The 20857-nt window shown below is 65.7% G+C and carries 17 protein-coding genes; 12 read left to right on the top strand and 5 right to left on the bottom strand.

What is annotated here, in order from left to right; translation table 11 throughout:
- Positions 1-84: 84 nt before the first annotated feature.
- The 9 genes from R2N03_RS06880 (at position 85) to R2N03_RS06840 (ending at position 11537) form a co-directional block, all read left to right on the top strand.
- Positions 85-1188, top strand: coding sequence for a putative 2-aminoethylphosphonate ABC transporter ATP-binding protein (locus tag R2N03_RS06880; protein WP_316656724.1), 1104 nt, complete (start codon positions 85-87; stop codon positions 1186-1188).
- 7 nt (positions 1189-1195) lie between these two features.
- A complete protein-coding gene (locus R2N03_RS06875) occupies positions 1196-2947 on the top strand; it encodes a putative 2-aminoethylphosphonate ABC transporter permease subunit (protein ID WP_316656721.1) in 1752 nt (583 codons plus the stop codon).
- 47 nt (positions 2948-2994) lie between these two features.
- Positions 2995-3873 carry a phosphonoacetaldehyde hydrolase gene (gene phnX, locus R2N03_RS06870; protein ID WP_316656719.1) on the top strand — a complete coding sequence of 293 codons (879 nt, stop codon included), beginning with the start codon at positions 2995-2997 and terminating at the stop codon, positions 3871-3873.
- A 55-nt stretch (positions 3874-3928) separates the two neighbouring features.
- On the top strand, positions 3929-4945 hold the full coding sequence (locus tag R2N03_RS06865; RefSeq protein WP_316656717.1) for a putative 2-aminoethylphosphonate ABC transporter substrate-binding protein: 1017 nt from the start codon (positions 3929-3931) through the stop codon (positions 4943-4945).
- A 3-nt stretch (positions 4946-4948) separates the two neighbouring features.
- A complete protein-coding gene (locus R2N03_RS06860) occupies positions 4949-6169 on the top strand; it encodes a TIGR03364 family FAD-dependent oxidoreductase (RefSeq protein WP_316656715.1) in 1221 nt (406 codons plus the stop codon).
- 167 nt (positions 6170-6336) lie between these two features.
- Positions 6337-6756, top strand: a complete 420-nt coding sequence (locus R2N03_RS06855; RefSeq protein ID WP_316656713.1) for a F0F1 ATP synthase subunit epsilon — start codon at positions 6337-6339, stop codon at positions 6754-6756.
- A gap of 250 nt (positions 6757-7006) precedes the next feature.
- Entirely contained in the window at positions 7007-8968 is a 1962-nt protein-coding gene (locus R2N03_RS06850; RefSeq protein WP_316656709.1) for a TonB-dependent receptor plug domain-containing protein, read from the top strand.
- Positions 8965-9534 carry a YfiR family protein gene (locus tag R2N03_RS06845; protein WP_316656707.1) on the top strand — a complete coding sequence of 190 codons (570 nt, stop codon included), beginning with the start codon at positions 8965-8967 and terminating at the stop codon, positions 9532-9534. The genes R2N03_RS06850 and R2N03_RS06845 overlap by 4 nt, the downstream gene beginning before the upstream one ends.
- Positions 9531-11537: a putative bifunctional diguanylate cyclase/phosphodiesterase gene (locus tag R2N03_RS06840; RefSeq protein ID WP_316656706.1), complete on the top strand. Its 2007-nt coding sequence runs from the start codon at positions 9531-9533 to the stop codon at positions 11535-11537. The genes R2N03_RS06845 and R2N03_RS06840 overlap by 4 nt, the downstream gene beginning before the upstream one ends.
- A 6-nt stretch (positions 11538-11543) precedes the next feature.
- Here the strand turns inward: R2N03_RS06840 and R2N03_RS06835 are convergent, their stop codons facing one another.
- The 5 genes from R2N03_RS06835 to R2N03_RS06815 form a co-directional block, all read right to left on the bottom strand.
- Positions 11544-12419, bottom strand: coding sequence for an EamA family transporter (locus R2N03_RS06835; RefSeq protein WP_316656704.1), 876 nt, complete (start codon positions 12417-12419; stop codon positions 11544-11546).
- 176 nt (positions 12420-12595) lie between these two features.
- Positions 12596-14236 carry a rhodanese-related sulfurtransferase gene (locus tag R2N03_RS06830; RefSeq protein ID WP_316656702.1) on the bottom strand — a complete coding sequence of 547 codons (1641 nt, stop codon included), beginning with the start codon at positions 14234-14236 and terminating at the stop codon, positions 12596-12598.
- Entirely contained in the window at positions 14233-14880 is a 648-nt protein-coding gene (locus tag R2N03_RS06825; RefSeq protein ID WP_316656700.1) for a cysteine dioxygenase family protein, read from the bottom strand. Before R2N03_RS06825 ends, R2N03_RS06830 begins: the two co-directional genes overlap by 4 nt.
- A gap of 315 nt (positions 14881-15195) precedes the next feature.
- Complete coding sequence (locus R2N03_RS06820; RefSeq protein WP_316656698.1) at positions 15196-15561, bottom strand: hypothetical protein; 366 nt, start codon at positions 15559-15561, stop codon at positions 15196-15198.
- Between the two features lie 54 nt (positions 15562-15615).
- Entirely contained in the window at positions 15616-16512 is an 897-nt protein-coding gene (locus tag R2N03_RS06815) for a LysR family transcriptional regulator (protein ID WP_316656695.1), read from the bottom strand.
- A 349-nt stretch (positions 16513-16861) separates the two neighbouring features.
- Here R2N03_RS06815 and kdgD point away from each other — a divergent pair, with 349 nt between their 5' ends.
- The 3 genes from kdgD (at position 16862) to R2N03_RS06800 (ending at position 20852) form a co-directional block, all read left to right on the top strand.
- Positions 16862-17800, top strand: coding sequence for a 5-dehydro-4-deoxyglucarate dehydratase (gene kdgD, locus R2N03_RS06810; RefSeq protein WP_316656691.1), 939 nt, complete (start codon positions 16862-16864; stop codon positions 17798-17800).
- A 27-nt stretch (positions 17801-17827) separates the two neighbouring features.
- Positions 17828-19399 carry an aldehyde dehydrogenase (NADP(+)) gene (locus R2N03_RS06805; protein WP_316656690.1) on the top strand — a complete coding sequence of 524 codons (1572 nt, stop codon included), beginning with the start codon at positions 17828-17830 and terminating at the stop codon, positions 19397-19399.
- Between the two features lie 100 nt (positions 19400-19499).
- Positions 19500-20852 (top strand): MFS transporter, encoded by a 1353-nt coding sequence (locus tag R2N03_RS06800; RefSeq protein WP_316656688.1) that lies wholly within the window; start codon positions 19500-19502, stop codon positions 20850-20852.
- Positions 20853-20857: the final 5 nt, after the last annotated feature.

Here is a 20857-nt window from a genome sequence, read left to right as displayed (position 1 = left end):
GCATTGGCGTTTTTGGGGTAACTGCCACAAGGGATACATGTCGGCTGGCTACAGTGGCGACCGTTTTCGCCATCGCCCCTGCCAATGCCCCAGCCTGCTACCGGCCCGATTCCGGGTCACGCCGCGCCGTTTCTGTCCGTGCGGCATGCCACACGTCGCTTTGGCGCGTTCACCGCGCTCGAAGGGGTGTCGCTCGACGTAGCGCAGGGCGAGTTCGTCTGTCTGTTGGGGCCGTCCGGTTGCGGCAAGACGACCCTGCTGCGCATCATTGCGGGGCTGGAGGCGCAGGATGCCGGTCAGATCGTTGCCGGCGGCCGCGATATCTCGAACCTGCCGCCGCGCGAGCGAGATTACGGCATCGTCTTCCAGTCATACGCGCTGTTTCCCAACCTGACAGTGGCGCAGAACGTGGGCTACGGGCTGGACATGCGCAATGGCAACCGGGCGCGCATGCATGCGCGGGTGTCTGAGATGCTCTCCCTGGTGGGGCTGGCGGGCAGCGAGGCCAAGTATCCGTCGCAACTGTCGGGCGGCCAGCAGCAGCGCGTGGCGCTGGCCCGCGCGCTGGCCCCGGCACCGTCGCTGCTGCTGCTGGATGAGCCGATGTCCGCGCTGGACGCGCAGGTGCGCGAACACCTGCGTACCGAACTGCGCCGCCTGCAGCGCAAGCTGAACGTGACCACGCTGATGGTGACGCACGACCAGGATGAGGCCATGGCCATGGCCGACCGCATTGCGGTCATGTCCAACGGCCGCATTGAACAGACCGGCTCGCCGGCAGACATCTACATGCGTCCGGCCACGGGCTTCGTCGCCGGTTTTGTGGGGCAGGCCAACTGGCTGCCGCTGGAGCACGCCGACGATGGCACGCCCACCTTGGCGGGCCAGCCGCTGCTGCTTGACCCAGCCTTGCCCGGCGGGACTCTCGCGCAAGGCCGCCTGTTCTGCCGCCCCGAGTCGGTGACGCTGCACCCGGAGGAAGACGCGCCCAATCGTCATCTGGCGCGCGTACTGGATCAGACGTACCTGGGCAGCCGCACGCGTGTGACGCTGTCGATCGAAGGCCTGGCCGACACGCCGCTGGTGGCCGAGGTGGCATCGAGCGCGCTGTCAGGCGGCCGCGGCGGCCTTGGCGACAGCAAGCTGTGGATCGCGCTGAAGCGCGACGGCCTGCGCGTGTATGCCTGAGCCTGCCATGTCGATGCTGCCACCCGAGACGAACGTGGTTGTGGCCACCCAATCGGAGCCGGTTCGCGCTGCGAGCCGTCCTTTCTGGCGTACCGATACGCCCGTGCTGACCGGTATGAAGCTTGGCTGGCTGCTGCTGCTCACCATCGGCTTGCTGTTGCCGACAGCGATGATGTTGTTGCAGGCCACGGGGCTGGTCGCCAGTGTGCGCAGCACAGACGAGCACGGCCTGGCGCTGGTTGCCCACGTGGTGCAGGCACCGAATTTTCTCGACATGGTGGGCCGCAGCCTGGCGGTATCGAGTACCGTGGCGGCTATCGTCGTGCCGCTGGCCTTTGCGTTTGCCTACGCGGTGCAGCGCACGCGCATGCCGTTACGCGGCACGATGCGTACGCTGGCGATGCTGCCGCTGTTCGCGCCGTCGCTGTTGCCCGGCATTGCGCTGGTCTACCTGTTCGGTAACCAGGGCCTGTTCAAGGCGTGGATGAACGGCAGCAACATCTACGGCTTCTGGGGCATCGTGCTGGGCGAGGTGTTCTACACGTTTCCGTATGCACTGATGCTGCTGCTGGCGACACTCACGCTGGCGGACGGCCGCCTGTATGACGCCGCGCGTGCCATGGGCGCAAGCCCGTGGCGCACGTTCCGCACGGTCACGCTGCCCGGCGCGCGCTACGGATTGTTTGGCGCCTTTGCGCTGGTCTTCACGCTGGTCGCGACCGACTTTGGCGTGCCGACCGTGGTGGGCGGCAGCTACCAGGTGCTGGCCGTGGAGGCCTACAAGGCGGTGGTCGGCCAGCAGCAGTTTGCGCGCGGCGCCGTCATCGGCTTGATGCTGCTACTGCCTGCGCTGCTGACCTTTGCGGTGGAGCGCCTCGTGCAGCGTCGCCAGCACGCCGCGCTTGCCAGCCGCGCCCAACCCTATCACCCGCAGCCGGATCGTCTGCGCGACGGGCTTTTCCTGTTGCTGAGTGCGTCGGTGGTCGGCGGGATTCTGCTGATGCTGGCCACCGCCATTGGCGCGTCGCTGGTCAAGCTCTGGCCGTACAACCTCGAGCTGTCGCTGCGCAACTATGACTTCGACAACATGGACGGCGGTGGGTGGCTCGCCTATCACAACAGCCTGAAGCTGGCCGCGCTCACCACCGTGTTCGGCACTGCCCTCATCTTCACGGGCGCCTGGCTGGTGGAGAAGACGCGCGCCGCCGCGTGGCTGCATCCGGTCATCCGCTTTGCCGTGCTGCTGCCGATGGCGGTGCCCGGCCTCGTGCTCGGCCTCGGTTACGTGTTCTTCTTCAACCATCCGGCCAACCCGCTCAATGGCCTGTACGGCGGGATGGCGCTGATGGTGCTCTGCACGATCATGCATTGCGCCACCGCTGCGCACCTCACGTCCGTGGCCGCCCTCGGGCAGCTGGATCCGGTATTCGAGGCGGTATCGGCTTCGCTCAAGGTATCGGCCTTGCGCACGTACTGGCGCGTGACGTTGCCGATGTGCCTGCCCGCGGTGCTGTCGTGCGCGCGCTACCTGTTCGTGTCGGCCATGACGACCGTGTCGGCCGTGATCTTCCTGTACAGCCCCGATACGGTCCTGGCCTCCGTGGCTGTGCTGAACATGGATGACGCCGGCGACATCGGCCCCGCTGCGGCCATGTCCACGCTCATTCTCCTGACGTCGATCGTTGTGTCGCTGCTGCTGGAACTGGCCACGCGCGGCATCGTGCGCCGCACGCAGGCATGGCGCACGGCAGGGCATTGACGCCATCCGCATGCACACCGCACTTCGTAGGAAAAAGGAAAGACACCATGGGTGATTCTTCGCCGATGACGACCCGCCAGGCCGGCGCGGATCGCGTCAACCCGGGCAGCACGCCGTTGCGCCTGGAAGCCGCCGTGCTCGACTGGGCCGGCACCGTCGTCGATTTTGGTTCGTTTGCCCCCACGCAGATCTTCGTGGAGGCGTTTGCCGAGTTTGGCGTCGCCATCACGCTGGACGAGGCGCGCGGCCCGATGGGCCTGGGCAAGTGGGACCACATCCGCACGCTGTGCAACGACGGCGCGATTGCCGCGCGCTTCTCGCTTGCACACGGGCGCATGCCGACCGATGACGACGTGACCGCCATCTACAACCGCTTCATGCCGCTGCAGATCGAGAAGGTGGGCGCACATTCGGCCCTCATCCCTGGCGCGCTGGAGAGCATTGCCGCGCTGCGCGAAGCCGGCCTGAAGATCGGCTCGTGCTCGGGCTACCCGCGCGTGGTGATGGACCGCGTGGTCGACTTGGCCGCCAAGGCCGGCTACACGCCCGACTGCGTGGTGGCTTGCGATGAAGTGCCGCGTGCTCGCCCGTGGCCCGCACAGGCGCTGCGCTGTGTGGTGGATCTTGCGATTGGCGACGTGGCGGCCTGCGTGAAGGTGGACGACACCGTGCCCGGCATCGAGGAAGGCCGCCGCGCCGGCATGTGGACCGTTGCGTTGCTGATGTCGGGCAATGCGTTGGGCCTGCCATACACGCAATACGCCGCGCTGGATGCCGACGAATGCGCGCGCCACCGTGTGGCCATCTCCGCGGGCTTTGCCGCCTGCCGTCCGCATTACGAGATCGACACGATTGCCGATCTGCCCGACGTCGTGGCCGACATCAACCGCCGCCTGGCGCGCGGTGAACGGCCGCAGTGCATCTGAGTTTGTTGTTCTGTCTGTTGTCCTTTCCGCCGCATCACACCTTACCGAGGAAACCATGAACGCACGTCTTTCCCTCCTGGCCGCCGCCGCTGCCATGGCGCTGGCCTCGTCGGCCTTTGCCAAGACCACGCTGACCGTCTACACGGCACTGGAAGCCGACCAAGTGAAGGCGTATCAGGACGCCTTCGAAAAGGCCAACCCGGACATCGAAATCAAGTGGGTGCGTGACTCCACCGGCGTCGTCACCGCCAAGCTGCTGGCCGAGAAGAACAACCCGCGCGCCGACGTGGTGTGGGGCCTTGCCGCATCGAGCCTGGCCATCCTGGACAAGGAAGGCATGCTGACGCCGTACGCGCCGGCCGATCTGGCGAAGATTGGTGCGACGTACCGCGACAAGGCCAACCCGCCGGCATGGGTGGGCATGGATGCCTGGGGCGCCGCCATCTGCTTCAACACCGTGGAAGCCCAGAAACAGCACCTGCCGAAGCCGACTTCGTGGGCCGACCTGACCAAGCCTGTTTACGCCGGCAAGATCGTCATGCCGAACCCATCGTCGTCGGGCACGGGCTACCTGGACGTGAGCGCCTGGCTGCAGACCATGGGCGAGCAGAAGGGCTGGGCCTACATGGACGCATTGCACCAGAACATCGGCCAATACACGCACTCGGGTTCGAAGCCCTGCAAGATGGCCGCGTCGGGCGAGTTTCCGATCGGCATCGCGTTTGAATACCGCGCTGTGAAGTCGAAGAAGGAAGGTGCGCCGATCGACATCGTGCTGCCGTCCGAAGGCCTGGGCTGGGACGTGGAAGCCACTGGTATCATGAAGGGCACCAAGAACCTGGAGGCCGCCAAGAAGCTGGCCGACTTCTCCGCAAGCCCCGCCGCCATGGCGCTGTATGAGAAGAACTTTGCCGTGGTCGCCATGCCCGGCTTCTCCAAGCCCGATCCGCTGTTGCCGGCCGACTACGAGAAGCGTCTGATCAAGAACGACTTTACGTGGGCCAGCGCCAACCGCGACCGCATTCTTGCCGAGTGGACCCAGCGTTACGACGGCAAGTCGGAGAAGAAGTAAGCGATGGAAGCTCCCGACACTCAAGGGAGCCTGGATGCCAGCACGGACGTTGCGATCGTCGGTGCTGGCATTCTGGGTTTGGCGCATGCCGCAGCCGCCGTCAAGCGCGGCCTGCGCGTCACGGTGTTCGAGCGCAGCGAGATTGCCGTTGGGGCGTCGATCCGCAATTTCGGGCAGATGCTGGTGACAGGGCAGCCCCCTGGCATCATGCTTGACCTCGCACGCGAAAGCCGCGAGCTGTACCTCGATTGGGCGGCCAAGGCCGGTATCTTCGCGCGCGCCAGGGGGGCATTGCTCTTTGCCCGCAACAGCGCGGAAGAAGCCGTGCTCGAAGAGTTCATGGCAACGCGCGCGCCGGCCTTCGACTACAACGTCAGGCTGTTGCGCGGCGCTGAACTGGCGAGCCTGTACGACGGCCGCTTTACGCGGCATCGCGCGGCGTTGCAGGGGTTTGACGACGTGCAGCTGTATTCGCGTGAAGCGATTCCAACCTTGGCCGCATGGCTCGCCACGCAGGGCGTGCGCTTTCATTTCGGCACGCTGGTACGTCATGTTGAAGACGGCCGGCTGGATACGACGGCTGGTATGTGCAACGCCCAGCACGTGATCGTATGCAGCGGGCACGATTACCAGACGCTGTGCGCCGAGCAGCTGCGCGCGTTGCAACCGCAGGTCTGCCGCCTGCAGATGCTGCGCGTCGCGCCCGACGACGGCTTCCCGCTCGAGCACGCGGTCCTCACGGGCCTGTCTTGCACGCACTATGGCGCGTTTTCCGATCTGCCCTCTGCGCACATGCTGGCCATGCAGATCGAACAGCAGCGTCCCGAACTGCAGCGCCACGGCATTCACCTGCTCGTGAGTCCCACACCATACGGCGACTGGATCATCGGCGATTCGCACGACTACAGCCAGGACGCGCGCCCGTTCAATGCCGAATCGGTCGATGGCATCCTGCTCGACCTTGCGCGCGATGCACTCGGCAGCAAGCTGCGCGTGGTCGAACGCTGGCAGGGCGTCTATGGCGCCAAGTGCCATGCCCCGGGCAGCGGCGCGTTCTCGATCACCCGCATCGATGGCAGGACCACCGTTGCACTCATGCACAGCGGCATCGGCATGAGCGTGGGACCGGCGCTGGCCCATCGGCATGTCGACGCGCTCGTCGATGGCACGGCGCTGCCGCGATGGACGCCTCCGGCTGCGTTGCGCGCGGCGGCCACGGCTTGATGGCTTGGGCCTTGCAGAAGCGCCCGCACGGTTGGAGCCGCGCGGGCGTGAGGGGTCTCGGCTGCTGAACAGCTCGTTGTGTGCAGAGGGACGGGTCGCTTTGGGGGAGGGCGCCGGGCGCACATCGTGCTACCTTGTGGACCTATGCGCGCAACACAGGAGACACCATGCCGGTGCTGAAGGTTGATGTCGTCACGGCCGAGGAACGGCTGTATGAGGGCAACGCCAGGTTCATTGTCATTCCCGGTACCGAGGGCGAACTCGGGATCCTTCCCGGCCACGATCGCCTGCTCACGCGCATGCGCCCAGGCACCGTGCGCGTGACCCAGGAGAACGGCGAGGAGGTGCTGCTTTTTGTCGCCGGCGGCTTTGTCGACGTACAGCCCGAGCAGGTGATCGTGCTGGCCGATACCGCTGTGCGTGCGCACGATCTGGATGAGGCCAAGGCGCAGGAGGCGCGCAAGGCGGCGGAAGAACTGATGCAGAACAGCAAGAGCAAGATCGACTACGCCCGCGCCCAGGCAGAACTGGCCGAAGCCGTGGCGCAACTAGCGGCCATCGAACGTTTGCGCAAACGTCGCCGCTAAGCGCCTGGCGTGCGGCAAACAGCGTGCCCCGCACGAGGAGGGGTAAAGAACGGCGCCAGTCCTCCGTTGTAGAACAGAATGATCGAAATCCCCCGTTGTACGTCTTCAGGAAGACGTGATCGGTTCTGCTGGTCCGCTGATGTCGCCCTTTGTTGTCCCTGCCTGTGTGGTGTTGCTTGCCGTGAGTCTGCATTCAGTGCGCCTGTTGCACCCGTTGTCTGGATTGCAGTGGCGAAAACGCAGCGCGCAAATGTTTGCTCTGGCATCGTTGCTCGCATGGGCGACCGCGCAGGCCGAGACGGACCTGACCGATCTGCCCATCGAACAACTCATGCAGGTGCGGATCGTCACCGGCGCATCGAAATACGCGCAAGCGGCCAATGATGCACCTGCGAATGTGCAGGTCATCACTGCGGCGGACATCAAGGCCTACGGTTGGCGCACGTTGGCCGACATACTCGGCAGTCTGCCGGGGCTCTACTCCAGCTACGACCGCAACTACACGACGCTCGGGGCACGGGGCTTCCTGCGTGCCGGCGACTATGACACCCGCTTCCTGCTGTTGATCGATGGTTATCGCGCCAACGATTCCATTTTTGACCAGGCTGCCGTGGGCACCGACGCCTTGCTCGACGTCGATCTCATCGAACGCGTGGAATACATCCCCGGTGCAGCGTCCGCGGTGTATGGCTCGAATGCCCTGTTTGGCGTGATCAACATCATCACCAAGCGTGGACGCGACATTGGCGGCGCGCAGGTGAGTGGAAGTACCGGCAGTGCCAATGCGCGGCAGGGCCGTGTGACGTGGGGTGACCGCGCCGCCAATGGCGCCGAGTGGCTGCTCTCCGCCAGTGTGGACGATGCCCCCGGGAAGGATCTGTACTTTCCTGAATTCAACCGGCCCGGAGTCAGTGACGGCGTCGCGCGCGGCATGGATTTCGACCGGGCCAATCGCCTGTTTGCCAAGGGCAGCTTTGGCGAGTTTGCCCTGACATTCGGTTATGCCGATCGCACGAAAGGCGTACCGACGGCTTCATACAGCCAGGTCTTCGGCGATTCCCGCTCGCGCACCATCGATACGCGACAGATCCTGGACGCCACCTGGCAGCATGCGGTCAGCGACGCCACCGATGTCTCGGCGCGTCTGTACTGGGGGCACTACACATCGGTTGGCCGCTATGTGTATGACTATCCGCCGCTGACCGAGAACCGGGACGTGTTCGATTCCGCCTGGTACGGCACGGAAGTCAAGCTCGTGACCCGGGCGATCGAACGTCACACGGTGGTCGTGGGCGCGGAGCTGCAGCGGGATTATCGCGATGCGATGGACAACTTTGACCTCGCACCGTACGCGAGTTACCTCGATGACCATCGCAGCAACAACCGCATCGGCGTCTACGCGCAGGACCAATTCGTGCTGCATCCGGATTGGGTGCTGGATACGGGCCTGCGCTACGACCACACCAGTTTCGTCCCTGGCATCTTCAGTCCGCGCGTGGGCCTGATCTGGCATGCTGCCGCCACGACGACCATCAAGGCGATCTACGGCATGGCTTATCGCGCGCCCAACGATTACGAGCTGTATTACCAGACCAGCGCGCCCGGCGGCCAGGCTGTCAACTCGCGGCTGGCGGCTGAGCGTATTCGCACGTACGAAGCCGTGCTGGAACAACAGGTCAGCGCCGGCGGCAAGGCGGTCCTGTCGATCTTCCAGAACAACGTCTCCAACCTCATCAGCCAGGCTCAAGATCCGACGACCGGGCTGCTGTTCTTCAGCAACCTGTCCCGCGTGCGCACACGTGGCGCAGAGGCGGGCTACGAACAGAACTGGCCTGCCGGTACCCGCCTGCGGGCGAGCTACAGCTTCCAGCATTCAGAAGAAGTCGATACGGGACAGACGCTGAGCAATTCGCCGCGCCACATGCTCAAGCTCAACACAACCACGCCCGTGTGGCGCGACGATTGGCGAGCCGGTGTCGAGGCGCAATATCTCAGCAACCGGCTGACCCTGTCCGGCAGGGTGGGGGGCTACTGGGTCGTCAACCTCACGCTGCTGGCCACACGGCTGGCGCCCGATCTGGAAATGGCTGCCAGTCTCTACAACCTGTTCGACCGGCGCTATGCCGATCCGGCCGGGCCGGAAATGGCGCCGGATGCCCTCCAGCGGGATGGCCGCACCTTCCGCGTGAAGTTCACGTACACCTTGCGATGAGCGCCCTGCGAGGACGGGTTCGACCTCTCTTTTGGCCTCGCCCCCGCAGGCTGTGTGCCTTCCTGGGCATCGTGCTTGCCGGGGCAGTATGGGTGCGCGTGGCTCACGCGCAGATGCAGGCCAGCGAGGTGGAGGTCAAGGCGGCCTTCATCTACAACTTTGCGTTGTTCACCACCTGGCCAGCAGGTGCAATAGCCGGTGATGCTCCAATGGTGCTTTGCGTGAGTCCAGACCACCCATTGCGAGCCGCCTTGCAAAAACTGACAGGAAAATCCGTGCGCGGACACAGGCTCCAAATCCGATCGATCGACAACGGCAGCGTTGCCGGCTGCCATGTGCTGGTAATCGATGACCACGTGGGCACGGTGCCGCTCGACGCCGCGACGCCCGTCTTGACGGTTTCCGATACCGGCAAGGCCGTGCGCACTGGCGGAGGTGCCGGGCCGATCGTCGCGCTGGCGTTGCAGGACAACCGCGTGGTGTTCGACATCGATGCCGCCGCCGCGCGGCAAGCCCACCTCGATATCAGCTCCCAGCTGCTGCGCCTGGCAAGGAGCGTGCAATGAATCTTCCGCTGTCGCATCGGCCGCGGCTCGGTCATACCGTGGTGCGCGCCAACATGGCCGGGGCAGGCGCGGCGCTGACCATCGCGGGCATTCTGCTGATCCTGTTCCAGTTCATCGCGCTGCATGCCTCGCTGGTGCGCGACGTGCATGTGCAGGCGCGCATCATCGGCGCCAACAGCGTCGCAGCGCTGCTGTTCAATGACCGGCACGCCGCAGAGGAGACGCTTGCTGCGCTGGAGGCTTCACCATCGCTGCGGGCAGCTGGCATATTTTCCGCGCTGCGCAAGCCGCTGGCGCTTTACCAGCACGGCGATGCAGACCCCGTGCAGGCGCCCGATGCGGCCATGCTGCGTGACGCCCATGAGTCCACGCTGACGACGCTCGATGTCGTGGAGCCGGTGGAGTCCGAGCGCCGCGTGATCGGCTATGTGGTCATCCGCTCCAGCCTGCGCGAGCTTTACATGCAACTGCTCGGCTATGCGGTCCTGACGGTGTCCGTGGGCATCGGCGCGATGGGGCTTGCGTATCTGGTGATTGCGCGCATGCGCCGTGCGGTGCTGCAGGCCGAGGCCCACCTGGACTACCTCGCGCACATCGACTCGGTAACGGAACTGCCCAACCGCCACGCCTTCAACGAGCGCTTGCAGGTGTCGCTCCGGCGGGCGGGCCAGGCAGGAGCTGTCGGGCTGCTCTTGCTCGATCTCGACAACTTCAAGGTGGTCAACGACACGCTGGGCCACAACAACGGCGATCGCCTGCTCCGCCAGGTGGCGCGGCGCCTGAATGACGTGATCGAGCAGGCCAACCTGCGGGCCGTGCTGTGCCGCATCGGGGGCGACGAGTTTGCGGTCATCGCGGAGCTGTCCGGACGCGCCCAGATCGCCCAATCTGAAGCCAGCACCATTGCCGACGGCCTGGCCAAGCGCATTCTGGCCGCGCTGGCGGCGCCGTTTGCGCTGGACCTGCACCAGATCTATGTCACCGCCAGCGTGGGGGTCAGCCTGTATCCGCACGATGCACGCGATGTTCAGACGCTGACCCGCAATGCCGATACGGCGATGTACTACGCCAAGAATCACGGCAAGAACGCGGCTTCGAGCTTCACGTCGGAGATGGACCAGCAGGCGCGCCGACGTCTGCGCGTTGAAGCCGACCTGCGCCGTGCGCTGGATCGTGAGGAGCTGTTGCTGACGTATCAACCGCAGGTACGCCTGCAGGCGCTGGCGGAGGGCAGCACGTCGCTGGGGGCGTCGCACGTGCATGGGGTGGAGGCGCTGGTGCGCTGGCGCCATCCCGAGGTTGGCATCATCGGCCCCGGCGAATTCATTGCCGTGGCGGAAGAGACCGGCCTGATCGTCCCGCTGGGCCTCTGGGTGCTGCGAACGGCGTGCCTGCAAGCCGCGCGCTGGATGCGCGAGGAAGAAGCCACGCTGCGCGTGTCGGTCAATCTCTCGGCACGTCAGGCGCGCGACCCCGCGCTGGTCAAGAACGTGCTGGACATTCTTCAGGAGACCGGCCTGCCGCCACACTTGCTGGAGTTGGAGATTACCGAGAGCGTGCTGATGGAAGACATCGAGGCCAACATCGCGCTGCTGGAGGCCCTGCACGCGGCAGGCATCAGCCTGTCGATCGACGATTTCGGCACCGGCTATTCATCGCTGGCGTATCTGCAGCGCTTCCCGATCCAGAAGCTCAAGATCGATCGCAGTTTCGTACAGCGGATGCCCGGCGATGGCGAGGCCATTGCCAGCGCGGTCATCGCCATGGCCCATAGCCTGAACATGGAGGTGGTGGCCGAAGGCGTGGAAGACCCCGAGCAGCTGATGCTGCTGCGCGGGGCCGGCTGTGACCTGGGGCAGGGCTACCTGTTCTCGCGCCCGTTGCAGGCCGATCCGTTGATGGCATGGATCAAGCGGCTGGACAGCGGCGCGGACGCGCCCACAGAGCTGCTGGACGATGAGATCGTGCCGGCCAATGCGCTGCCGTCCTCGCTCGCGGGTTAGCCGCGCTCAGGCCGCGGCCCGCCGGGTTGCGCGCGTGGCGCCCGCCGTGAGCACCACCACTGCCGCCAGGATGATGCCCGTGGCGCCCAGCGTCTGCGGCGCGACGCGCTCGTCGGCCAGCCATGCGCCCATGAGCAGGGCGATGGGTGGGTTGACGTAGACATAGCTGGTCGCCATGACGGTGGAGACGCGTTCCACTAGCGCCATGTACGCCGTGAAGGCAATCGCGGAGCCGAACACCACGAGGTAGCCCCACGCCAGCGCGGAATGCGTGCCGATGTGCGTCGGCCATGTTTCCCCCGCGATCCGGCTGAGCAGCAGCAGTGCCACACCGCCAAAGGTCATCTCGAGCACGAATGCGGTCATGCCCTTGGGCATATCGAGACGCTTGGAGAGTTGCGAGCCGAACGACCACGAGGCAATGGCGGTGGTCAACGCCAGCACGCCCACGGTACTGGCCTGAAACTCCGCCCCACGGAACAACACGGCAATCCCGACGGTGCCCAGCCCGATGGCGGCCATCTCGTACACGCGCAGGCGCCCGCCCGCGAGCAGCGTCCACAGCGTCGAGAACAGCGGCATCGACGCAATCATCACCGTCGTGGCACCGGAAGAAATCGTTTGCTCGGCCACCGCGGTCATGCCCATACCGCCCACCAGCATGAACCCGCCGATCACCGCACAGTTGCGCACCTGGCGCGCGCTCGGCCTTTCGCGCTGGCGCAGCATGACCACCGGCGCGAGCAGCAGTGCAGCCGCCACGAACCGCGAGCCCATCATCAGGAAGGGGGGCAGGTCGGTCAGCGCAAAGCGGATGGCGAGATAGGTGGTGCCCCACACCACGTAGGTGATGAGCAGGCACAGGGCGATGAAGGGGGACATGGCGGGGCCTCGGCTAGCAAGCCCCGATGCTACTCAAGGTGACGTAGGGCGCAAAACGAGTTTTGCTATCGCTCGTTGTGAGTGGCGTTAGCAAGCACGCCCATAACGGCGTGCGGAACGACGGCATGTCGACGCGGCAAACGCGCACCACCGGATTCCAGGCGCGGTGGAGCCCGTCAGATCACCCGGAACCCGTGTGTTCCATCCCGTTGCAATTGCTCGACCAGCCCGAATTCCCAATCGAGATAGGCCTGCATCGCGGCGCGCGGCGCGCTGGTGCCTTCATACGGACGGCGGTAGCGGTCGATGCGATTTGAGGCCAGGCGGGATTCGCCGGTTTCAACCGGCAGGCCGGCAGCGACCCATGCCGCAGTGCCACCGTCCAGCACCCACACTTCGGCCGGCGTCAGCTCGGCAAGGTCGACGGCGGCAAAGCGGGCGAGCTGGCTGGAGCCGCAGGTGACCACGTAGCGGCGTGCCGCCGGAATGCGCGTGAGCGCGGCGCGCAGGTCGGAACGCACGGCAAACCACGCGCCCGGAATGTGCCGCGCAACGTAATGGGCGCTGCGCGTGACATCGATGACGGCCGTGTCACCGGCTTCCAGCCAGCCGGCCAGGGCGCGGGCGTCGATGGTGCGTACGGCAGGCGGCTGGGGAGCCGGCGGCTGCCATGCACCGGTGACGCTGCGCTCGCTGGCGCAGACCGGATCAACGACATAGACCTCCCAGCCCATCTGCGCGAGCCACGAGGCCGACATGTCGGCACGCACGCCATCGTCATCGGCCAGAACAATGCGGGCGCCGCGCACGGCGGCCGTATGATCGGTTTCCTGCACGAGCTGCCCGCCGGGCGCACTGGCAAAGCCGGGCAGGTGGCCCGCGGCGTACTCCTCGGGCGTGCGTACGTCGAGCTTGTAGAGCGTGCGGTCCGGCGCCTCGAGTTTGGCCACGTCAGCCAGCGCAATGCGCGGTACGTTGGCGCGTTCGGCCACGGCACGCGCATCGGCTTGCGCCTGCGCGCGCGTTTTGGCGGACACGTCCAGCGGGTGCCGGCGGCTGGCCCCATGGTCCAATGCCTGATCCGCCAGCAGCCAGCCGATGGTGCCGTTGCGCAGTGCCGCCACCGGGTTGGGAATACCGGCATTCACGAGCGATTGCGTGCCGATGATGCTGCGTGTGCGCCCCGCGCAATTGACGATGACCTGCGTGCTCGGGTCTGGCGCCAGCTCGCGGATGCGCAACACCAGTTCGGCGCCCGGCACGCTGGTCGCCGTGGGGATGCTCATGGTCTGAAACTCTTCATAGCGGCGCGCATCGACGATGACCACATCGCGCCTGGCGTCGATCAGCGCCTTGACTTCCTGCGCGCTGAACGACGGCGTATGGCGGTGTGCCTCCACGTATTCACCGAAGGCCTTGCTCGGTACGTTCACGTCCTGGAAGACCTCGCCGCCGGCCGCACGCCAGCCGTCGAGTCCGCCTTCGAGCAGATACACGCGCGTATAGCCGAGCTTGACGAGCCTGGCGGCAGCGCGCGCGGCGAGGTCCACGCCGTCGTGCTCGCCGTACACCACGATCAACGTATCGCGGCGCGGAATGCGCGACCACGCCTCCAGCTCCAGGCGCGAAAGCGGCAGGTTCGCCGCCCACAGCGGATGCGCCTGGGCGTACGGGTCTTCTTCCCGCACGTCGAGCAGCGCGACCTCCTTGCGGGCGAGCAGGGTGGCGCGCACGTCGGCGTAGGACAGTGTGGGCACGTGCGTGTCCGCAAGTGGAGCGGCAACGGGCGATTCAGTCGTGTCGGTGACGAAGCTCATGATGCAGGCGCGTCCTTGGAGCGATCCCAGAGATTGGGCAGATGCGTGTTCGAGTAACCCGAAATGAACGGCTTGCGCTCGCCGTCTTCCGTGTAGACCGAGCGTTGGATGCCGCCGATGTTGCCGCCGTATACGTGGATGCTGATCGACGTGCGATCGTCAAAGGCATTGTGTACGCGGTGGATGTCACCCACGCGCGGCGAGACGTGTTCGACAGCACCCGGCTCCAGGCGGATGGCCGGGCCGTCGGCATGGGGTTTGCCCTGTGCGTCGAGCTTGAACGGTTGCGAATATTCGGCGCCGCGCAACATGCCGATCAGGCCCCACGTGGTGTGGTCGTGAATGGGCGTGCGCTGGCCCGGGCCCCAGACGAAGCTGACGATGGAAAAGCGCTCGCCCGAATCGGCATGCAGCAGGAACTGCTGGAAGTGTTCGGGGTGCGGCTGTGCGTATTCGACGGGTAGCCAGTCGTCGCGGGATACAAGCGCACCGAGCAGGGTGCCGGCGCGCGAGAGGATTTCGGCTTCGGTCGGCTGCTGATCCAGCAGGCGCGACAGCGCCGTCACGAAATCACGCAGCGGCGCGATGGACTGCGGTTCTGCGGGGGCCTCAGCGGAAACGGCAGCGAGGGCAGACGTGCTCATCGAGAGGTTCCTGATGTAGGGGTCTTGCACATCTTGCTGGAGTTGGTTGGTGGCGTCTACCTAAACCCCAAGTGCCGTGCGGGCGACGGCGAGCAGCACGAAGTCGTTCTCTCGCGGGTGGATGCGGCTGCACCGCCGCCGCTGATGATGGACAGCGGCACACCGGCGTCTCCTGCCTCGGCTGCGTGATCGAGCAGGACGCGATTGGTCAACGGCTCGATCGATGCGAGGTCAACGTGGGGGGCCGTATTTCGGCAAGGGCCGAAACTGCTCAGGGGGGCCTCCACTTTTGACGCGCACGTTTGCGCTTGTGGCCTAGCGCGCGTTACCCGAATGGGATTCCGCACTGGGTCGCGAGCCGCCGTGCGGGCCAGCGGTCCCTGGCGCTTCCGCAACGTTCTTGGGCAGGTTGGTGGCTGGAGTGACGGCGTCTGGCGCGTTGTTGCCACCCTTGCCAAAGCGCGCCGCCAGACGGTCCTGCACGTCGGTCAGCTGGGCCTGCTCTTGCGCTTTTTGTGCGCGCTCCGTCTCGGCCTGCTTGGCAGCGGCGGCTTGCTCAGCCGGCGTGGGTGGCGGCAGTTTGCCGTGGGCGGGAGGCGGCAGCGCAACCGCGGTCAAGCCAATGGCTGCCGCGGCGAGCCACAAGCCGGAGCGTCGAACGTTCTGGGGTATTTGCGGCATGGCAATCTCCAGGTGGGGATCGCCAGGGTTCAGCAAGTGCGATGCCGCGTGAGTTCAGCGCCCCTCGGCAAGCGCGTTGTGCAGCACCGTCTTGAGCAGGTTGAACACGGGGTTGTCGTTGTCTTTCCGATAGGCCATCCAGAGTTCGACCGGCTTGGCCGGCGTGGTGCGCACCGGGCGGTAGACGACGCCCTCGAAGTGCAGCATGGCCGCCGCTGCCGGGATGAGCGCCACGCCGATACCCGCACGCACCAGCGCCAGCATCGAGTGGATCTGGCTGACGTATTCAACGATGTCGGGCAACACCTCGGCGCGCTCGAACAGGCTACTCACCATCTGGTGGAAATAGCGTGCCTCGTATGGCGAATACATGAGCAGCGGCTGGCCCTCGCAATCGCGCAGGCTGGGGCGTTGCGGCCAGTTGTCGGCTACCGCTTCCGGCAGGGCGATCACCAGCGCTTCCTGCGAGCACGGTACGGCAATCAGTTCGCCGTGCTCCACCGGCGGGCGCAGCAGGCCGACGTCGATTTCGCGCGCATCCAGCGCCGAGAGTTGCGCGCCGCTCACCATCTCCTTGAGCGTCAATCGCACGCCGGGCGAGGCAGCACGCACGGCACTCACCAGCGAAGGCAATTTCCCGTAGCCGACCGACGCGGTAAACCCGATCGCCAGTTGGCCCGCCGCGCCGGTTGCCACGCGCCGGGCCGTGGCCGCCGCCTCATCGGCCAGGCGCAGGATGCGCGACGCATCGGGCAGAAAACTGCGCCCCGCCGCCGTCAGCTTGACGGAGCGGCTGTTGCGCTCCAGCAGCTCCGTGCCGACCTGATGTTCGAGCAGGCGCACCTGGCGTGACAGCGGCGGCTGCGTCATGTGCAGGCGCTCGGCCGCCCGTCCGAAGTGCAGTTCTTCGGCCACGGCGACGAAGCAGCGGAGCTGGCTGAGTTCGAACATCGATTCAAAACCTGTATGGATGGAGCCGCCGCTTATCTTGAATGGGAAAGATCGCCGGTGCAAGACTCAGCTCGCGGGTCAGCCGGAAGGGCCAACAACGAGCATCAGGCACCGGGCGTATCCACGAAAAGCGCAGAAGTCGGGCGGGCCTTCTGACGCCGCGACTCTGAACCAGGCGGCCGCCACGTCATGCGCGCCCGCAGGAGCCAAAGCCCGGATTAGGGAAGACCCTGTATCAATACAAGACTTGTATTGATCGAGATAGTAGTTGGTTTGGACTTGAATTAATCGGGAGGCAAAATTCCGCTCACCAACAACATCTTCATCACTGCATCAGGCAGAGCGAGACATGTCCCGATACACGCCCAAAGAATTCGCCCAACAGATCGGCTCCGGTCTGCTGTCGTTCCCGGTCACGCACTTCAAGGCTTCCGATCTGTCGTTCGATGAACCGGCATACCGTGCGAACCTCAACTGGCTGTTCAGCCACGATGCCGCGGGCCTGTTCGCCGCGGGTGGCACGGGTGAATTCTTCTCGCTCACGGCTGCCGAAACCGACCGCGTGGTGCGCGCCGCCGTGGCTGAAACCGCCGGCAAGATCCCGGTGATCGCCCCGGCCGGCCGCGGTACGGCGGAATCGATCGAATACTGCAAGGCCGCCGAAGCCGCCGGCGCCGACGGCATCCTGCTGCTGCCGCCTTATCTGACCGAGGCCTCCGCCGATGGCGTCGCCGCGCATGTCGAGCAGGTCTGCAAAGCGACGAAGCTGGGCGTGATCGTCTACAACCGCGCCAACCAGATCCTCGACGAAAACCATCTTGAGCGCCTGGCCGACCGCTGCCCCAATCTCGTCGGCTTCAAGGACGGCGTGGGCGACCTGGAATTGATGACGCGCATCTACGCCCGCATGGGCGACCGCTTCACCTACGTCGGCGGCTTGCCCACCGCCGAGACCTTTGCGCTGCCTTACCTCACGATGGGCGTGACGACGTATTCGTCGGCCATCTTCAACTTCGTGCCCAAGTTTGCGCTGGACTTCTACGCGGCCGTGCGGGCCATGGACCAGGCCGAGGTCTACCGGATGCTCAACGCGTTCGTGCTGCCGTACATCCAGTTGCGCAATCGCAAGCGCGGCTATGCGGTGTCGATCGTCAAAGCCGGCATGAAGGTGATCGGCCGCGACGCGGGCCCCGTGCGTGCCCCGCTGACCGACCTGACCGATGCCGAGGTGGCCGAGCTGTCGGCACTGGTGTCGCGCATTGCCGAAGTGGAAAAGCTGGCCGCCTGAGCGCATCCGGATAGAGAGGGAATCAACATGACCTTGAGCGGCGAACTGTTGCTGGGTGCCGCCCGCGTAGCGGGTGCTGCAGGCAAGGTTCGCGCCATGAACCCCGCCACCGGGGAATGGCTCGAACCCGAATTTACCCTGGCCTCCAAGGCCGATGCTGCGCGTGCTGCTGAACTGGCCGCCGCGGCTTTTGACGTTTACCGCGAGACCGCGCCGGAAACCCGCGCCGCCTTCCTGGAAGCCATCGCCAGCCAGATCGAAGCGCTGGGCGATGCGCTGATCGAACGCGCGATGGCCGAATCGGCACTGCCGCGTCCGCGCCTGGAAGGCGAGCGTGGCCGCACGTGCAACCAACTGCGCCTGTTCGCAAGCGTGGTGCGTGCCGGCGATGCCGTGGGCGCGCGCCTTGATTCGGCCCTGCCGGAGCGCAAGCCGCTGCCGCGCTCGGATCTGCGCATGCGCCGCATTGCGCTGGGCCCGGTGGCGGTGTTTGGTGCGAGCAACTTCCCGCTGGCGTTCTCCGTGGCGGGTGGTGATACCGCGTCGGCGCTGGCTGCGGGTTGCCCGGTGGTCGTGAAGGCACACCCGGCGCATCCGGGCACGTCCGAACTGGTGGGTCGCGCCATTCAGGCGGCGGTTGCCCAGTGCGGGCTGCCCGAGGGCGTGTTCTCGCTCATCCTGGCGGATAACGATGCGGCTGGCGCACTGGTGGCAGATCCGCGTATCCAGGCAGTTGGCTTTACGGGCTCGCGCGCCGGTGGCGTGGCACTGCTGCGCATCGCGCAGGCCCGTCCGCAGCCGATTCCGGTGTACGGCGAACTGAGCGCCATCAACCCAGTCTTCCTGCTGCCCGATGCTCTGGCCAAGCGCGCCGCTGCGCTGGGCCAGCAATACGTGGCGTCGCTCACGCTGGGCGCGGGCCAGTTCTGTACGAACCCGGGCCTGCTGCTCGCCATTGATGGGCCGGAACTTGATGCCTTTGAAGCTGCCGCCGCTGCCGCCATGGGCGACGTGGCTGCGCAGCCGATGCTCACGGCCGGCATCCACACCGCTTACACGCGCGGTGTCGACAAGCTGGCCGCCGAGGCCAACGTGCGGTGCGTCGCACGCGGGCAAGAAAGCGACCAACCCAACCGCGGGCAAGCCGGCTTCTACATCACCGATGCGAAGAGCTTCCAGGCGCAGCCGGCGCTGCACGACGAGATCTTCGGCGCGACCGGCCTGGTCGTGCGCTGCCGCGATGCAGAGGAGCTGCGCACGCTGGCCGAATCGCTCGAAGGCCAGTTGACCGCCACGTTGCATCTGGACGCCGGCGACACAGCCATCGCGCGTTCGTTGCTGCCGATTCTGGAACGCAAGGCGGGCCGCATTCTGGCCAACGGCTGGCCGACCGGCGTCGAGGTGTGCCACGCCATGGTGCACGGCGGCCCCTGGCCGGCAACCACGGATGCACGCACGACTTCGGTCGGCACGGCGGCCATCGAGCGTTTCCTGCGCCCGGTGTGCTACCAGGACCTGCCGGCCGAACTGCTGCCCGAGGCCCTGCAGGACGCCAATCCGCTCAAGCTGCGCCGCCTGGTGGATGGAAGCTGGGCCTGAAGCCGTAACAGTCGAATAGCAAAAAACAACACGCCGGGCCGAACAGGACCCGGCAACTTGAACCGACCGGCACGACGGGTGCCGGCTTAAGGAGGAGACGATGGACATCAAAGCCCCTGCAGTGGGAGCACAGGCCGTTCCGCGCGCTGAGCGTATGAGCCGCGTGCGTTTCGTGATCCTCGCGATGCTGTTCATCGTGACGACCATCAACTACGCCGATCGGGCGACCATCTCCATTGCCGGCTCGGCCATGCAGAAGGAACTCGGCATCGATGCCGTGTCGCTTGGCTATATCTTCTCGGCGTTCGGGTGGGCCTACGTGATTGCCCAGATTCCGGGCGGCTGGCTGCTTGACCGCTTCGGTTCCAAGCGCGTGTACACGTTCAGCATTCTGCTGTGGTCGCTGTTCACACTGGCGCAGGGCGCGATCGGCTTCTTTACCGGTGCCACCGCCATCATGATGGTGTTCTGCCTGCGCTTCCTGGTAGGGGCGGCGGAGGCGCCGTCCTTCCCGGCGAATAGCCGTATCGTGGCAGCCTGGTTTCCGGCCAATGAGCGCGGCACCGCAGCGGCCATCTTCAACTCTGCGCAATATGCCGCCACGGTGGTGTTTGCCCCGCTGATGGCTTGGCTGGTGCACGCGTTTGGCTGGCATCACGTGTTTATCGTGATGGGCGTGATCGGCATCGTCATGGCGGTCGTGTGGAAGGCATTCGTGCACGAACCGAAGGACCACCCGGGCGTGAACCGCGCCGAAATCGAGTACATCGAAGCCGGGGGCGGCCTGGTCAACATGGACCGCGCGGGCGTGGCCAAGGCCGAGGGGCCGAAGCTCGGCTACGTGAAGCAGCTCCTGCAGAACCGCATGCTGATGGGTGTGTACATCGCGCAGTACTGCATCAATGCGCTCACGTACTTCTTCATCACGTGGTTTCCGGTGTATCTGGTGCAGGCGCGCGGGATGTCGATCCTGAAGGCGGGCATCGTCGCGTCGATTCCCGCGGTCTGCGGTTTCCTGGGCGGCATTCTGGGCGGGATCATTTCTGACGCGCTGCTTCGCCGTGGTACTTCACTGTCGGTGGCGCGCAAGGTGCCCATCGTGCTGGGCATGCTGCTCTCCATGACCATGGTGATCTGCAACTACGTCGACGCGCAGGCCATCGTGGTGGCGGTAATGGCGCTGTCGTTCTTCGGCAAGGGCCTCGGGGCGCTGGGCTGGGCCGTGAACTCGGATACGGCGCCCAAGCAGATCGCCGGCTTGTCGGGCGCGCTGATGAACACGTTCGGCAACCTGTCGAGCATCACTACCCCCATTGCCATCGGTTACATCGTCAACACCACGGGTTCGTTCAACGGTGCGCTGGTGTACGTCGGTATCCACGCGGCGGTTGCCATCGTCTGCTACCTGTTCATGGTGGGCGAGATCAAGCGTGTGGAACTCAAGCCGCTGTAAGCCAG

The sequence above is a fragment of the Ralstonia condita genome (genome assembly GCF_958405655.1).
Classification (GTDB): Bacteria; Pseudomonadota; Gammaproteobacteria; order Burkholderiales; family Burkholderiaceae; genus Ralstonia; species Ralstonia condita.
This window is presented reverse-complemented; position numbering and strand designations above follow the sequence as displayed.

Coding starts and splice junctions, on each gene's coding strand:
- R2N03_RS06880 (WP_316656724.1), top strand. CDS start 85: ATGCCCCAGCCTGCTACCGGCCCGATTCCGGGTCACGCCGCGCCGTTT.
- R2N03_RS06875 (WP_316656721.1), top strand. CDS start 1,196: ATGTCGATGCTGCCACCCGAGACGAACGTGGTTGTGGCCACCCAATCG.
- phnX (WP_316656719.1), top strand. CDS start 2,995: ATGGGTGATTCTTCGCCGATGACGACCCGCCAGGCCGGCGCGGATCGC.
- R2N03_RS06865 (WP_316656717.1), top strand. CDS start 3,929: ATGAACGCACGTCTTTCCCTCCTGGCCGCCGCCGCTGCCATGGCGCTG.
- R2N03_RS06860 (WP_316656715.1), top strand. CDS start 4,949: ATGGAAGCTCCCGACACTCAAGGGAGCCTGGATGCCAGCACGGACGTT.
- R2N03_RS06855 (WP_316656713.1), top strand. CDS start 6,337: ATGCCGGTGCTGAAGGTTGATGTCGTCACGGCCGAGGAACGGCTGTAT.
- R2N03_RS06850 (WP_316656709.1), top strand. CDS start 7,007: ATGTTTGCTCTGGCATCGTTGCTCGCATGGGCGACCGCGCAGGCCGAG.
- R2N03_RS06845 (WP_316656707.1), top strand. CDS start 8,965: ATGAGCGCCCTGCGAGGACGGGTTCGACCTCTCTTTTGGCCTCGCCCC.
- R2N03_RS06840 (WP_316656706.1), top strand. CDS start 9,531: ATGAATCTTCCGCTGTCGCATCGGCCGCGGCTCGGTCATACCGTGGTG.
- R2N03_RS06835 (WP_316656704.1), bottom strand. CDS start 12,419: ATGTCCCCCTTCATCGCCCTGTGCCTGCTCATCACCTACGTGGTGTGG.
- R2N03_RS06830 (WP_316656702.1), bottom strand. CDS start 14,236: ATGAGCTTCGTCACCGACACGACTGAATCGCCCGTTGCCGCTCCACTT.
- R2N03_RS06825 (WP_316656700.1), bottom strand. CDS start 14,880: ATGAGCACGTCTGCCCTCGCTGCCGTTTCCGCTGAGGCCCCCGCAGAA.
- R2N03_RS06820 (WP_316656698.1), bottom strand. CDS start 15,561: ATGCCGCAAATACCCCAGAACGTTCGACGCTCCGGCTTGTGGCTCGCC.
- R2N03_RS06815 (WP_316656695.1), bottom strand. CDS start 16,512: ATGTTCGAACTCAGCCAGCTCCGCTGCTTCGTCGCCGTGGCCGAAGAA.
- kdgD (WP_316656691.1), top strand. CDS start 16,862: ATGTCCCGATACACGCCCAAAGAATTCGCCCAACAGATCGGCTCCGGT.
- R2N03_RS06805 (WP_316656690.1), top strand. CDS start 17,828: ATGACCTTGAGCGGCGAACTGTTGCTGGGTGCCGCCCGCGTAGCGGGT.
- R2N03_RS06800 (WP_316656688.1), top strand. CDS start 19,500: ATGGACATCAAAGCCCCTGCAGTGGGAGCACAGGCCGTTCCGCGCGCT.